We start from the raw sequence: 14,190 nt of genomic DNA, 5'->3' as shown, positions 1-14,190 counted from the left end.
AAGCTTTCTCTTCAAAGTTTAGAAATGACTTATCTTTGTAGAAAACAAAAATATAATGAACAAAAAAGTTATCCTTATGATTTTAGACGGTTGGGGAAAATCTCCTGACCCTAAAGTATCTGCAATAGACAATGCAAATGTTCCTTTTATAAACAGTCTTTACAAAAACTACCCAAGCGCGCAGCTTAGAACTGACGGATTAAACGTTGGTTTGCCTGAAGGCCAAATGGGAAACAGCGAGGTTGGACATATGAACCTTGGTGCAGGAAGAATTGTATATCAGGATTTAGCCAAAATAAATTTAGCGGTAGAACATAAAACACTAGCAAAAGAGCAAGTTTTAATTGATGCTTTTACTTACGCTAAAGACAATAATAAAAAAGTACACTTTTTAGGATTAGTTTCAGATGGTGGTGTTCACTCACATACTTCACACCTTCGCGGATTAATCGATGCTTCTCAAGAATATGGTTTAGATCAGGTTTACGTTCACGCTTTTACAGACGGACGTGACGTTGACCCAAAATCTGGTGGAAAATACATTCATGATTTAGAAGATTATATTAAAGATACTCCAGTAAAAATTGCTTCTATCATTGGACGTTATTATGCAATGGATCGTGACAAACGTTGGGAACGTGTAAAATTAGCTTACGACTTAGTAGTTAACGGCGTTGGAACTCCATCTACAAATGCTGTTGCAAGCGTACTTGACAGCTACGCAAAAGACGTAACTGACGAATTTATCGAACCAGTTGTTATTGTTGATGAAAATGCAAAACCGCTTGCAACAATTGTTGAAGGTGATGTTGTAATCTTCTTTAACTTTAGAACAGACAGAGGTCGTGAACTTACTGAAGCACTTTCTCAGCAGGATTTCCACGAACAAAATATGCACAAACTAAACCTATATTATGTAACATTGACAAACTACGACGAAACGTACCAAAACGTAAAAGTAGTTTACAATAAAGATAACATTACAGAAACTCTTGGTGAGGTTTTAGAAAAAGCTGGTAAAAAACAAATCAGAATTGCTGAAACTGAGAAATATCCACACGTTACTTTCTTCTTCTCTGGAGGTAGAGAAACTCCTTTTGAAGGTGAAGAAAGAATCTTAAGAAATTCTCCAAAAGTAGCAACTTACGATTTAAAGCCTGAAATGAGCGCTTACGAATTGGCTGATGCTCTTGTTCCTGAATTAAACAAAGGTGAAGTTGATTTCGTTTGTTTAAACTTCGCAAACGGAGATATGGTTGGACATACCGGAATCATGGAAGCTGCAATTAAAGCTTGTGAAGCTGTTGACGCTTGCGCGAAAAAAGTAATCGACGCCGCTCTTGCTAACGATTACACTACAATTGTAATTGCGGATCACGGAAACTGCGAAACTATGATCAATCCTGATGGTTCTCCAAATACAGCACACACGACAAACCCAGTGCCGATTATTTTAGTTGACAAACAACTAAAAAGTATTCAGGATGGTGTTTTAGGTGATATTGCTCCAACAATTTTAGAATTGATGGGTGTACAACAGCCAAATGCAATGACTTGTCATTCATTATTGTAGAAAATATTTTTCTTTATATAAAGAGGCTAATTTAAAAATTAGCCTCTTTTTTTTACGCCTTTTTTTGTCATTTCGACGAAGGAGAAATCTTCGCAAGTAGCTCTGCAACGAGAAGCCAATCTTTGTAGAGTTTCTCGCGAAGATTTCTCCTTCGTCGAAATGACAAAAGCACTTGTTAATTCTAGGGAATCTTAGAAAATAAAATAATGATAAATCTGCTCTACCCCGTAAATAACAAGCCCGATAACACCACCAACCAAAGTTCCGTTGATTCTAATATATTGAAGATCTTTTCCAATTTCTAGTTCTAGTTTTTCAGAAACCTCTTTTCCGTCCCAAGATTTTACAGTTGAAGAAATCAGGTCGCCAATTACTTCTTTGTTATTCAAAAGAACAGAAAGTAAATCATTTTTGATGAAATTATTGATTTTATCAATCATTATAGGATCTTCTTTAATTCCGTTTCCAAAGGTTTGAATTAGACCTGAAACACTATTTTTGATAGAAGAATCTTCTCCTTTATCTAAATCATTTGTAATTGAGAGTTTGATTTCGTCCCAAATTCCATTTATGTAATCCTGAACTTCTTTTTTGCCTACAAAACCTAAAATCATATCATTGATTTTAATTCTCATTTCTTCGGAGTTTTTGACCTTTTCTAAGAAATTAAAAATATACTCATCAATTTTTAACCTCACAGCACTTTCAGGCTTTTTAGCTTCGTTTAAAAAATCTTGCAAACCATTAAAAACTCCTTCTGTAATACTTTTGTCAGCCAAACCAAAACTCAAAAGCGGTGTCGAAGCTTTTACCTTTTGACGAATTAAATCTTTATTATTGGTCAATTCAGCGCTCATTACCTCCAGAAGATTAGTCAGCATTTGATTTTTCAAATCTCCTTTTTGCAAGGGTTCCAAAGCCAAAGCCACCCAGTCGCCAAAATTTATTCCTTCCAGTTTTTCTTTAAACTGAACCTGAATAAATCGTTTTACATCTTCATCTTTAATAGTTCTTAAAATTCCCGGAATAATATTAACCGCTACAACATTGGCAATTTTATCGGCATTTTCTTGTTGCGAAAGCCAATCAGAAGCTTTGGTTGCAAAATTGAATTCGTCTAGTTTGATTTCCAGTTTTTCGCGATTCAGAAATTCTTCTGAAACAAAATTTCCAAGATTCTCCCCTATTTCATTTTTCTTAGTTGGAATAATAGCCGTATGCCAAATCGGAATTCCCAAAGGATGACGAAACAAAGCTACAACCGCAAACCAATCTGCGATTCCACCCACCATCGCGGCTTCGCTAAAAGCCTGAAGCATTGGAATTTTAAAATAAATTGCTACTATAAAAAGTAAAACTGCAAAACCTAAAAGCGACAATGCTGTTGCTTTCATTTTCTTTAAAGCCTTAACTTTTACTATATCTTGATCTGTAATAGTTTCCATAATTACATACGTTTTTACTACTAATTTAGGGCTTTTTTCTGAGATAGCTTTCCCTTTGCATTCTTTAAATAGCCACGAATTCACGAATTTTATTTAAAAACAAATACTTTATTTGTGTAATCTGCTTTTTTAAAAATTTTGTTTTGTTATAATTCGTGAATTCGTGGCGAAAAATTTTACATAAAAAATATCATTAAAAATTGTACTTTTGCCAACTGAAAATCTGAAAAAATATGATCATCCAAAAAACCAGAGAGGAAATCGAATTAATGCGCGAAAGTGCTTTAATCGTATCAAAAACATTAGGAATGATTGCTTCTGAAATTAAAGAAGGAGTTACTACATTATATCTTGACAAATTAGCGGAAGAATTTATTCGTGATCACGGTGCTGTGCCAAGTTTCCTTGGTCTGTATGATTTCCCGAATTCACTTTGCATGAGCCCAAATGCTCAGGTTGTTCACGGTATCCCTAATAATGTTCCTTTGAAAAGCGGAGATGTTATTTCAGTAGACTGTGGTGCTTTTAAAAATGGCTATCACGGAGATCACGCTTATAGTTTCGAAATTGGAGAAGTTGCTCCGGAAGTTAAAAAACTTTTAAGAGTGACTAAAGAATCTCTTTACGTTGGAATTAGAGAATTTAAAGCTGGAAATCGCGTAGAAGATGTCGGAAATGCGATTCAAAAATATACAGAAGCTCACGGTTACGGAGTAGTTCGTGAATTGGTTGGACACGGTGTTGGACAAAAAATGCACGAAGAACCAGAAATGCCAAACTACGGAAAACGCGGTCGCGGAAAACTTTTTGTGGAAGGAATGGTTGTTGCAATTGAACCGATGATTAACATGGGAACAAGAAACATCAAACAACTAAAAGATGGCTGGACAATCCTAACTGCTGATGGAAAACCAAGTGCACATTTTGAACATGACGTTGCCTTAGTTGATGGAAAACCAGAATTATTATCGACTTTCCAATACATCTACAAAGCTTTAGGAATCGAGAGCAATGAAGAAGATGAATTTAGACAAGTTCCTTTAGTACTATAATACAACCCCGAATCAAACCTGTGAAAAAACTTTTTAAATTCGTTTTAAATACAATTCCACGTCCACTATTAATTCGTTTGAGTTATGTGGCACGTCCAATTTTGGCTTTCTCTTTAAGAGGAGATAAATTTACAGATCCTATCGATGGAAAAAGCTTTAAGTCTTTTTTGCCTTACGGATACGGAAAACAGCGTAATAATGTACTTTCGCCAAGTACACTTTCTTTAGAAAGACACCGTTTGCTTTGGCTGTATTTAAAAGATGAAACTGATTTTTTTACAGCACCTAAAAAAGTATTGCACTTTGCTCCAGAACAGGCTTTTTACAAACTATTCCGTAAGCAAAAAAATCTTGATTATACGACTACAGATTTGTTATCGCCTTTGGCCGATGTAAAAGCAGATATTTGTAATTTGCCTTTTAAAGACAACGAATACGATGTGATTTTATGTAATCACGTTTTAGAACATATTCCAGATGATACGAAAGCGATGCAGGAATTATTCCGTGTTTTAAAACCAGGCGGAATGGCGATTCTTCAAATTCCTCAGGATTTAAATCGTGACGTTACATTTGCAGATGATTCTATTACAGATCAGAAAGAGCGTGCTAGAATTTTTGGTCAATACGATCACGTTCGCATTTACGGGCGCGACTATTTTGACAAATTAAGAAGCATTGGCTTTATTGTAATTGAAGAAGATTACACTAATAAAATAGCACCAGAATTGGTTGAAAAATATTGTTTGGCAAAAGGCGAAATTATCCCTCTTTGCTTTAAACCACAGGAAAACTAATTTTTTCTACCATATAAGTGAAATAAGTTCATTTAAAAAGTTTTCAGAATAGCCCTATTTTGAAAACTTTTTAATTTTTATAAGCCTAACCAAACCTACCCTAAAATCTTGGAACCTACAAAATCATTTCAATTTTGCTTTGACATCAGTTTAGAAAAAAACCTCAACACTTATATTCCGACCGCCTACATTGTTGAGCATACTGATGAAGTTAAATATCTGGATAAAAAAGCAAGTCTTGGCGTAATGCAAAGCTTCGGGATTGTTTATGATAACTTAGATTCTAATTCAAAAAAAATTCTGACTGCCTGCGAATCTTTGAAACCTGAATTTATCTTTAAGAAATTCAGCGCCAAAATCAAATCGGCTAAAACTATTGCCGATTTACAAAAAGATTCTAAAATTGATTTTGCAATTCGTCAGCATTTAAAATTTCATCTCGGTTCCTTTTATGATTTAATTGTAAAAGAGCAATTTCCGTTGTCTTTAAACATCGGACCAGAAAAAGATTTTTATCGTTCCAGAGTTGATGTGAGCCCGCTTTGTTTTGAACCGCAGATTCAATTTGACAAACACGATGAAGGAATTACCTATACCCTTTCTCTAAAAGAAAATGAAAAAGCTTTTTTACCTATGGATAAAAAAGCGGATATTCTTTTAGACGAACCGGGCTGGTTAATTATCGATAAAAAATTAGGTCAATTAACAGCCCTTAACGCTAAAAAACTGATGCCTTTTTTAAAGAAAAAATCAATTGAAATTCCGTCAAAATTAGTTGATGATTATTTCAAAAGTTTTATTCCCGAAATAGCAAAAAAAATAGACATCGAAGCAAACGGTTTTGAAGTCAAAAGTCGCGATGAAATCATTTCCTGCACGATTCAGCCTGTTCATGATTTTTTCAAAAACTGTTATTATCTTAATCTTTTCTTTGATTATGATGGTTATACTTTTGACGCTTCCAAAACTAAAAAAACGCATTCATTTGTTGATTTTAGTATTGCGAATCAACCCAAAATTATTCAATTTAAAAGAAGTTCTGAGGAAAGTTTTTATACTGATAAATTAGCTGAACTCGGTTTAACGATAATCAAAAATGAGTTTTACGGATTAGATTCTGAAACTGAAAATTCAGATCCCTACACCAATATTCAATTTATTATTGATCACAAAGAAGAACTTGAAAATCTAGGATTTACAATTGAAAATCTGAAAGCCGAAAGCAAAGAAATTATTACTGAAAACCATATTGTTTCAGCTTCAAAAGAAACTGCCGGAGATTGGTTTGATATTAAAATCATCATTACAATTGGTTCGTACAAAATTAATTTCAGCGAAATCATTCCAAACATAAAAAGCAAAGAAAGACTATTCCAATTGCCTGACGGAAACTATTTCTTGATTCCGTTGGAATGGTTTAGCAAATACAGTTCACTGGCAAAATTAGCCAAAACAGAAAACGGAAATCTGCTGTTGCGTAAAAGCAATTTTACCGCTTTGGACGCCATTCCAGAAATTAAAGACGATATAACTCATAAAGCAGAATACAAAGCTTCAGATTTACTGAAAGCTACTTTGAGACCTTATCAAATTGAAGGCGTACAATGGCTTCTGGGGCATTTCAATTCCAATTTAGGTGCTTGTCTGGCCGATGACATGGGACTTGGAAAAACATTGCAGACTTTGGCTGTTTTAGTTGCGGTGCAGGAACAATTAGGTTTTACAACCAAAACAACCAATTTTGATTTGTTTTCAAACGAAACTACAATCGAAAGAGAACCTCTTAAAACTTTGATTGTTTTGCCTTCGTCATTGGTTTTTAACTGGTATAATGAATCGTTGAAATTCACTCCGCATTTCTCAAAAATGCAATATGTGGGGAATGACCGAAAACAATTGGCAAGCAGATTAGAATCTACAGATTTGATTTTTACGAGTTACAGCATTGTTCACCGTGATATTTCAATATTAGAAAAATACGATTTTAGATATTTAATTTTAGATGAAAGTCAATATATAAAAAATAAAGATTCTAAAATTTTCAAAGCTATAAATAAGATAAGTACGTCTCATAAAATCGCGTTGAGTGGTACGCCGATCGAAAATTCGCTTGACGATTTATGGTCACAAATGCAATTTATAAATCCAGATATTTTGGGGAATTATAAATTTTTCATGGACAATTTTAAAACTCCAATTGAAAAAAGACAAGACGAAACTATTTTATCAGAACTAAAAAACCTTGTTCAGCCTTATATTTTGCGACGAACCAAAGAACAGGTTTTAAAAGATTTACCCGAATTATCTGAGCAGATTTATTATTGCGAAATGGATCCTGAACAGGAAAAATTATACGAAAAAGAAAAATCTAAAGCACGTAACTTTTTACTAAAAACCGATGGCTCAAGTCCTGATAAAATCAGCATTATTAATACGCTGATGAAATTAAGACAATTGAGTAATCACCCGAAAATGGTCGATCAGGAATCGGAAATTGATTCTGGAAAATATATTGCGGTTACGAATTATCTGGAAACTTTGGTCCACGAAAAACAAAAGGTAATTATTTTCAGTTCGTTTGTTACTAATCTTGGGTTTTACACCGATTGGTGCAAGGAAAACAAGATTCAATATTGCGAAATTACGGGAGAAACTCCTGCAAGCAAAAGAGAACAGCAAGTAAAACTATTTCAGGAGAAAGAAGAACCTTTGTTGTTTTTCATTTCGTTAAAAGCGGGAGGCGTTGGTTTAAACATTACTAAAGCATCTTACGTTTTATTTTTAGATCCGTGGTGGAATCCTTTCGCAGAAAAACAAGGAGTCGGACGAGCTCATAGAATTGGACAATTGAACAAAGTAAATGTCGTTCGATTTATTTCTAAAAATACGGTTGAAGAAAAAATCATCAAACTGCAGGAAAACAAAAAGCTGTTATCAGATTCGCTTTTAGAAGAAAGTTATATTAATGACGAAATTGAAGCGAATTTAGAATACATTTTGAACTCTTAATAAGTTAAACCAATAAATCTGGCTATTTTTCGTTGTATAAAATTGTTATATTTACAATCTTTCAACGTAATAAGATGCCGAAATTTTTATATACAAGCTTTATTTTTCTTTTTATTTTCACTTTCGCGAAAGCGCAAGAAAAAGAAATTGTTCCTCCTTATAATATCAAGACCGTTTCCTTTGTTCAAAATGGCAATAATGTTGTTCCCATTTTTGAGTTAGGTTCGACTTTTACGTTTCAATTTGATGATTTATTTGGAAATGAAGCCAATTATTATTTTGAAGTAATTCATTGTGATTACAATTGGAAGCCAACGGAGATTCCGAAAACAGATTTTATTTACGGCCAAGACAATCAAAGAATTACAGATTATTCAAACTCATTTAATACTTTGCAGATTTATTCTCATTATAACCTTTCTTTTCCGAATCAATTTACAACTCAGTTGCGTCTTTCAGGAAATTATATGCTTCGAATTCTTAATGAAGATAAGGAAGTAATACTTTCAAGAAAATTTATTCTCTATGAAAATCATTCAACCGTTACAGCTCAGGTAAAGCGAAGTCGAAACCTTAGTAATATTGATTTTAAACAAAATCTTGATTTTGCCATACTATCTAATGATATTGTATTTCAAACACCTTTACAAAATGTAAAAGTACTTTTGCTTCAAAATGGAAATTTTAATACTGCAATAAAAAATGTCGTTCCGCAATACACTATCGGCAATCAATTGATTTACAAATATGATCAAGAAACGCAGTTTTGGGCTGGTAATGAATTTTTATATTTTGAAAATAAAGATATTCGTGCGGCAAATAATTTTGTTGCCAAAATAGGTTCCAATAATGATATTTATAACGCTTATCTTTATACGAATGCGGCGCGAGGAAATCAGATTTACACTTTGTATGAAGATGTAAATGGAAATTTTGTAGTCAAAAATATCAACGGTTCTAACAACGATATTGAAGCGGATTATGCTTGGGTTTATTTTACACTTTCTGCACCTGCTTTCAGATTGAACAAAGACATCTATATTACTGGAATGTTTAATAATTACAGTCTTTCTCCAGAATATAAAATGGAATACAATACTGATAAAGGAGTTTTCGAAAAAGCGATTATGATTAAACAAGGTTTTACAAATTTCCAATATACTGTCGCCGACAAAAAAGGAGTAATTGATAATGAAAATGCTATTGATGGAAACTTTTATCAAACTGAAAATGAATACACCATTTTAGTCTATTACAAGGAAGCAACAGATCGTTACCAACGTGTAATTGGAAAAGGAAATGCAAACTCTATCAATATAGTCAACTAAAACAAATGTTAAGGTTCTAGATTAAACGATTTTTTTTTGTAGCTTTGCCACTATAACACTCACATATATACTACTTTAGTATGGTTTCTCAGATAACACGAGGCATAAAAATATCTGTTTTGACTAGTTTTGAAGGCACTTACTTCAAGAACTACAAGATTCATTTTGCTTTTAGTTATGTAGTTACGATTGAAAACCACAGTAAAGATTCTGTTCAATTAACTTCACGTCACTGGGAAATTTTTGATTCTCTTAATGACTTAGAAGTTGTAGATGGTGAGGGCGTAATTGGCAAAAAACCAGTTTTAAAACCTGGAGAAAATCATACTTACAGTTCGGGTTGTTTATTATCATCTCCTTATGGAGCAATGAAAGGTCATTTTAATATGATCAATTTTACCACAACAAAAATATTCAAAGTAATTGTACCTACTTTTAGAATGTGCGCTCCTTTTGCATTAAACTAATTTGCATTTAAGCAGCAGTTTCTTTTTATTATTCCATTTATCATATCGTTTTCCATAAATTGTATTGGCTTTTTACAACCAATTTGTTAATTTATTACCAACCCACAGCTATGATACAATAAAATACAACTTTTTAATATTGTATTGTGATATATTCAAATTATCATTTGTACTTTTGTAAAAAATTAAACAAATCGTAATTTTAAAATATCTTATCCCATGTTAAAAGGATTCTTTCATGTACCAAAAGCGGTAAACGAGCCTGTAAAAAGCTACGCACCGAACTCGCCAGAAAAAGCAGCTGTTCAGGCAGCTTACACCACAATGTGGAATTCTCAAATTGACGTTCCTCTACATATTGGAAGCGAAGAAATTAGAACTGGAAACACAAGAAATATTACTGCACCACATGATCACCAGCATGTTGTTGGAAAATATCATTTGGCTGAAAAACAACATATTGAAAAAGCAATTGCAAATGCACTTGAATCAAGAAAAGCATGGGCAAATATGGCATGGGAACAACGTGCTGCTATTTTCTTAAAAGCTGCAGAACTTATTGCAGGGCCATACAGAGCTCGTATTAACGCTGCTACAATGATTGGTCAATCTAAAAATATTCACCAAGCAGAAATCGATGCTTCTTGCGAATTAATCGACTTTTTACGTTATAATGTTGAGTTTATGACTCAAATCTACAACGATCAGCCAAAATCTGATTCTTCTGTTTGGAATCGTGTAGAATACAGACCATTAGAAGGTTTTGTTTACGCAATTACTCCATTTAACTTTACTGCCATCGCTGCAAACCTTCCTGCAAGTGCTGCTATGATGGGTAATGTTGTGGTATGGAAACCAAGTGATAGCCAAGTATTTTCTACTAAAATCATTTTAGACGTTTTTAAAGAAGCTGGAGTTCCAGACGGTGTTATTAACGTAGTTTTCGGAGATGCTTTAATGATTACTGATACTGTTTTAGCAAGCCGCGATTTTGCTGGAGTTCACTTTACAGGTTCAACTCATGTATTTAAAGATATCTGGGCTAAAATTGGCGCTAATATTCACAATTACAAAACTTACCCAAGAATCGTTGGAGAAACTGGAGGTAAAGATTTCATCATTGCCCACCCTAGTGCAAACGTAAAACAAGTAGTAACTGGAATTACTCGTGGTGCTTTTGAATTCCAAGGACAAAAATGTTCTGCAGCTTCTAGAGCTTATATTCCGCAAAGTTTATGGCCAGCTGTAAAAGAGCAATTAATTACTGACGTGAAATCTATGAAAATGGGTTCTCCAGAAGATTTTGGAAACTTTATTACTGCGGTTATCCACGAAGGTTCTTTTGACAAATTAGCAAGTTATATCGATCAAGCTAAAAAAGATGCTGATGCAGAAATCATCATCGGAGGAAATTATGATAAATCTGTTGGATACTTTATTGAACCAACAGTTATTGTAACTACAAACCCTAAATATACTACAATGGAAACTGAGTTATTTGGACCAGTTATCACTATTTATGTTTATGAAGATGCTAAATGGGAAGAGACTTTAGAATTAGTTGATACTACTTCTGAATATGCTTTAACTGGAGCAGTTTTCAGCCAAGATCGTTATGCTATTGAAGTAGCTACAACTAAATTACAAAATTCTGCTGGTAACTTCTACATTAATGACAAGCCAACTGGAGCTGTTGTTGGAATGCAACCATTTGGTGGAGCAAGAGCTTCTGGAACTAACGATAAAGCAGGTTCTGCATTGAACTTATTGCGTTGGGCTTCTCCGAGAACTATTAAAGAAACTTTTGTAACGCCAGAAGATTACAGATATCCGTTCTTAGGTTAATTTTTGTTTAAAGTTTCAGGTTTCACGTTTGTGACCTGTTCATATAAAAAGGCCGAATCTTTTAGAAGATTCGGCTTTTGTTTTTTAATCTGAATTTACAAAAAGATTACTTCACCAGAATGCAAATCATAATAAGCGCCAATAATTTTGATTTCGCCTTTGTTTGCCATTTCTTTCAAGATTGGGCTTCTTGCTTTAATATTTTCAATTGTTTCTAAAACATTAGTTTTGGCAACATGCTCTACAAATTCATCATTTTTAGAAGTTTTATTTCCTTTAAAATCTTGAGATTTTGCAATTGCTGGTTTAATCTTAGAAAGCATTGCAGTTATATTTCCCATCTTCACATCATCTATTGCCGATTTTATGGCACCACAGGATTCGTGCCCTAAAACCAAAATGAGTTTGGCTCCAGAAACTTTACAGCCAAATTCCATACTTCCTAATAAATCTTCGTTAACAAAATTACCGGCAACTCTTCCCACAAAGAGATCGCCAATTCCTTTATCAAAAACATCCTCTACAGGAATTCTGCTATCTAAACAGGAAAGAATTACCGCTTTTGGAAACTGCCCTTCTGTAGCATCTCTTACAAGTGCCGAATGATCTCTCAAAGTTAAATCATTATTCATGTAACGCTTATTGCCATCTTTTAGACTTTTAATCACTAAATCTGGCGTAAGAGCCTTTTGTTCTTCCGCAGTTAAAACTTTTTCCTTTAGAGGAACTAGTTTCGATACAGTTTCAGAGACCTCTTTTTCTTGGACTGTTTTTGGTTCAATCCCTTCTTTTTCCTGCTGTTTCTTTTCGCAGGAAACCGTCATAAATACTACTGAGACAATCATGCAAAATGTTTTATTCATCTTATCCAATTTTTAAATTAAACAATTTAGAAGACACTTAAAAAAAACAATCCACTGAAATACAATTTATTACATATTTAATTAAACTAATTTAGAGAAAAAACAAATTACTTTCACAAAATAAAAACAACTATTATTTTGTAATACTTTTCTTATTTTATTGATTTTCAAACAAATAGAAATCCTAAAAAGCTTATAATGATAGTTTTAAAACTTATAGTGTCTTTATAAAAAAAAACACACAATTAAATTTGCTCTAACTAAAAAGTTCAAAAGAAAAAAAAATAAAGACATGAGAAATTTAAACAACGTTCCAAAAGTTATTATGGAATCAAAAAGCATTGGACATCCAATTGATTTTAAATGGACTAAAAAGAAAATAGACCAATTACTGGATCCAATTGAAAGAAATGAAGATTTAGAAAACTTATTAATGCAGATTAACCATAAAGGTTCAATTGGTCTAACTGCGGCATTGCTAGAATGGGTTTACTGGCGTTTTACTGGGTACAGTCAAGCAACAAATGATACTCAAAAACGTATTGAAGCTTTATGGTGTTCTATAAATAATCTTGAACAAACTAATCCTTTGCTATTTGATACCGATTTTGAAATACCAGCAACTGGGTCTGTAAATGGCGCACTATGGATCGCCTTAATGAATGTTAGAATGATCGATGTAAGATATAGAAAAGGTTCTTATTTTTTACAAAATGAACTTGTTGGATTAGTTTTACTGGCGCGCCATATTACGCCAAGAACGAAAAAATTTGATAATTGGTTTAGCAGAATCATGTCAGAACTAATACATACTCATCCAAATCCGTACAAAAACGCTAAGTTAGATGAAAGCGATGAAGCTGTTTATGATTCTACAAATGAACCATCAATTTCTCGCGAATATTTCTTTGATGAGACATTTAATTATACTGTTGAAGCTTCAGAAAATGCACTTCACAGCTTCATTGATAATTTAGATCATAAAGCAAATGCTTTTTTAAATTTTTCTAAAAAGGCATCTTAATTGTAATTGTTTATTTTAATTCAAAAATAACCCGATCGAATAATTTTCTGATCGGGTTTTTATTTTTGTATAAAATCTAGGGTTTAAACTTTAAGGGAAGATGCACCACTTTTTTAGTTTCAAAAAATTCATCTTCAAAATGATCTGCTAAATTGTATAAGGTGGCATTTGGAAAATCTTTCAATTCTTCTGCCAAATCTCCTCCTTTTAAATAAAGGATTCCATTTTTTAATTTATGCTTATGCTGTTTTTTAATTTTATCTTTTATCCAGGAAACAAAATCAGGCATATTCGTTACAGCGCGACTAACAATAAAATCAAAATCGCCTTTTACCAATTCTGCACGTTTTTGTTCTGCTTTTACGTTTTTTAATTCCAAAGCATCTGCTACACCTTGAACAACTTTTATCTTTTTTGCTATAACATCAATCAAATAAAAACGCGTTTCAGGAAAAAGAATCGCCAACGGAATTCCAGGAAAACCGCCTCCAGTTCCAACATCCAAAACAGTTGTACCCGGCTCAAACTTCATAATTTTAGCAATTCCTAAAGAATGCAAAATATGCTTTGTATATAAAGAATCGATGTCTTTACGCGAAATAACATTGATTTTTTCATTCCAATCGTGGTATAAAAAGTCTAATTTTTGAAATTGTTCGATTTGAAGATCGGTCAAATCAGGAAAATATTTCAATATCTCATCCATTGCTGTAATTTTTTAACAAAAGTACTACTTTACGATTGAAATATTTAACTCAATTTTGCAAATTGAAAATTTATAATAATT

11 protein-coding genes are annotated in these 14,190 nt (G+C 33.0%); 8 read left to right on the top strand and 3 right to left on the bottom strand.

Annotation, left to right across the window (positions count from 1 at the left end; genetic code table 11):
- The first annotated feature begins 55 nt into the window (after positions 1-55).
- Entirely contained in the window at positions 56-1,573 is a 1,518-nt protein-coding gene (gpmI, locus tag HNP35_RS06125) for a 2,3-bisphosphoglycerate-independent phosphoglycerate mutase (RefSeq protein WP_184157727.1), read from the top strand.
- A gap of 191 nt (positions 1,574-1,764) precedes the next feature.
- Here gpmI and HNP35_RS06120 read toward each other — a convergent pair whose 3' ends face one another.
- On the bottom strand, positions 1,765-3,018 hold the full coding sequence (locus HNP35_RS06120; protein ID WP_184157728.1) for a DUF445 domain-containing protein: 1,254 nt from the start codon (positions 3,016-3,018) through the stop codon (positions 1,765-1,767).
- A gap of 233 nt (positions 3,019-3,251) precedes the next feature.
- On the opposite strand from HNP35_RS06120, the gene map reads away from it, so the two are divergent.
- The 6 genes from map to pruA all read left to right on the top strand — a co-directional run bounded on the left by map (position 3,252) and on the right by pruA (position 11,516).
- The gene (gene map, locus HNP35_RS06115) at positions 3,252-4,070 is read left to right on the top strand and encodes a type I methionyl aminopeptidase (RefSeq protein ID WP_184157729.1); all 819 of its coding nucleotides are present in this window, start codon (positions 3,252-3,254) and stop codon (positions 4,068-4,070) included.
- A gap of 20 nt (positions 4,071-4,090) precedes the next feature.
- Positions 4,091-4,867, top strand: a complete 777-nt coding sequence (locus HNP35_RS06110) for a class I SAM-dependent methyltransferase (RefSeq protein WP_184157730.1) — start codon at positions 4,091-4,093, stop codon at positions 4,865-4,867.
- Between the two features lie 108 nt (positions 4,868-4,975).
- Positions 4,976-7,876 (top strand): DEAD/DEAH box helicase, encoded by a 2,901-nt coding sequence (locus tag HNP35_RS06105; protein WP_184157731.1) that lies wholly within the window; start codon positions 4,976-4,978, stop codon positions 7,874-7,876.
- Between the two features lie 74 nt (positions 7,877-7,950).
- On the top strand, positions 7,951-9,204 hold the full coding sequence (locus HNP35_RS06100) for a DUF5103 domain-containing protein (protein ID WP_184157732.1): 1,254 nt from the start codon (positions 7,951-7,953) through the stop codon (positions 9,202-9,204).
- An 80-nt stretch (positions 9,205-9,284) separates the two neighbouring features.
- Positions 9,285-9,671, top strand: coding sequence for a Co2+/Mg2+ efflux protein ApaG (apaG, locus tag HNP35_RS06095; RefSeq protein WP_110348906.1), 387 nt, complete (start codon positions 9,285-9,287; stop codon positions 9,669-9,671).
- Between the two features lie 219 nt (positions 9,672-9,890).
- The gene (gene pruA, locus HNP35_RS06090) at positions 9,891-11,516 is read left to right on the top strand and encodes an L-glutamate gamma-semialdehyde dehydrogenase (protein WP_184157733.1); all 1,626 of its coding nucleotides are present in this window, start codon (positions 9,891-9,893) and stop codon (positions 11,514-11,516) included.
- Positions 11,517-11,611: 95 nt separating this feature from the next.
- Here pruA and HNP35_RS06085 read toward each other — a convergent pair whose 3' ends face one another.
- Positions 11,612-12,379, bottom strand: coding sequence for a carbonic anhydrase family protein (locus HNP35_RS06085; protein ID WP_184157734.1), 768 nt, complete (start codon positions 12,377-12,379; stop codon positions 11,612-11,614).
- 292 nt (positions 12,380-12,671) lie between these two features.
- Here HNP35_RS06085 and HNP35_RS06080 point away from each other — a divergent pair, with 292 nt between their 5' ends.
- On the top strand, positions 12,672-13,403 hold the full coding sequence (locus HNP35_RS06080; protein WP_184157735.1) for a hypothetical protein: 732 nt from the start codon (positions 12,672-12,674) through the stop codon (positions 13,401-13,403).
- A gap of 76 nt (positions 13,404-13,479) precedes the next feature.
- Here the strand turns inward: HNP35_RS06080 and rsmG are convergent, their stop codons facing one another.
- Positions 13,480-14,109 (bottom strand): 16S rRNA (guanine(527)-N(7))-methyltransferase RsmG, encoded by a 630-nt coding sequence (rsmG, locus tag HNP35_RS06075; protein WP_184157736.1) that lies wholly within the window; start codon positions 14,107-14,109, stop codon positions 13,480-13,482.
- Positions 14,110-14,190 lie beyond the last annotated feature (81 nt).

Source organism: Flavobacterium notoginsengisoli (assembly GCF_014207905.1).
Taxonomy (GTDB): Bacteria; Bacteroidota; Bacteroidia; order Flavobacteriales; family Flavobacteriaceae; genus Flavobacterium; species Flavobacterium notoginsengisoli_A.
This window is presented reverse-complemented; position numbering and strand designations above follow the sequence as displayed.

Bases quoted from the DNA above. Each gene is read 5' to 3' on its own strand.
- gpmI (WP_184157727.1), top strand. From the start codon at position 56: ATGAACAAAAAAGTTATCCTTATGATTTTAGACGGTTGGGGAAAATCT.
- HNP35_RS06120 (WP_184157728.1), bottom strand. From the start codon at position 3,018: ATGGAAACTATTACAGATCAAGATATAGTAAAAGTTAAGGCTTTAAAG.
- map (WP_184157729.1), top strand. From the start codon at position 3,252: ATGATCATCCAAAAAACCAGAGAGGAAATCGAATTAATGCGCGAAAGT.
- HNP35_RS06100 (WP_184157732.1), top strand. From the start codon at position 7,951: ATGCCGAAATTTTTATATACAAGCTTTATTTTTCTTTTTATTTTCACT.
- apaG (WP_110348906.1), top strand. From the start codon at position 9,285: ATGGTTTCTCAGATAACACGAGGCATAAAAATATCTGTTTTGACTAGT.
- pruA (WP_184157733.1), top strand. From the start codon at position 9,891: ATGTTAAAAGGATTCTTTCATGTACCAAAAGCGGTAAACGAGCCTGTA.
- HNP35_RS06085 (WP_184157734.1), bottom strand. From the start codon at position 12,379: ATGAATAAAACATTTTGCATGATTGTCTCAGTAGTATTTATGACGGTT.
- HNP35_RS06080 (WP_184157735.1), top strand. From the start codon at position 12,672: ATGAGAAATTTAAACAACGTTCCAAAAGTTATTATGGAATCAAAAAGC.
- rsmG (WP_184157736.1), bottom strand. From the start codon at position 14,109: ATGGATGAGATATTGAAATATTTTCCTGATTTGACCGATCTTCAAATC.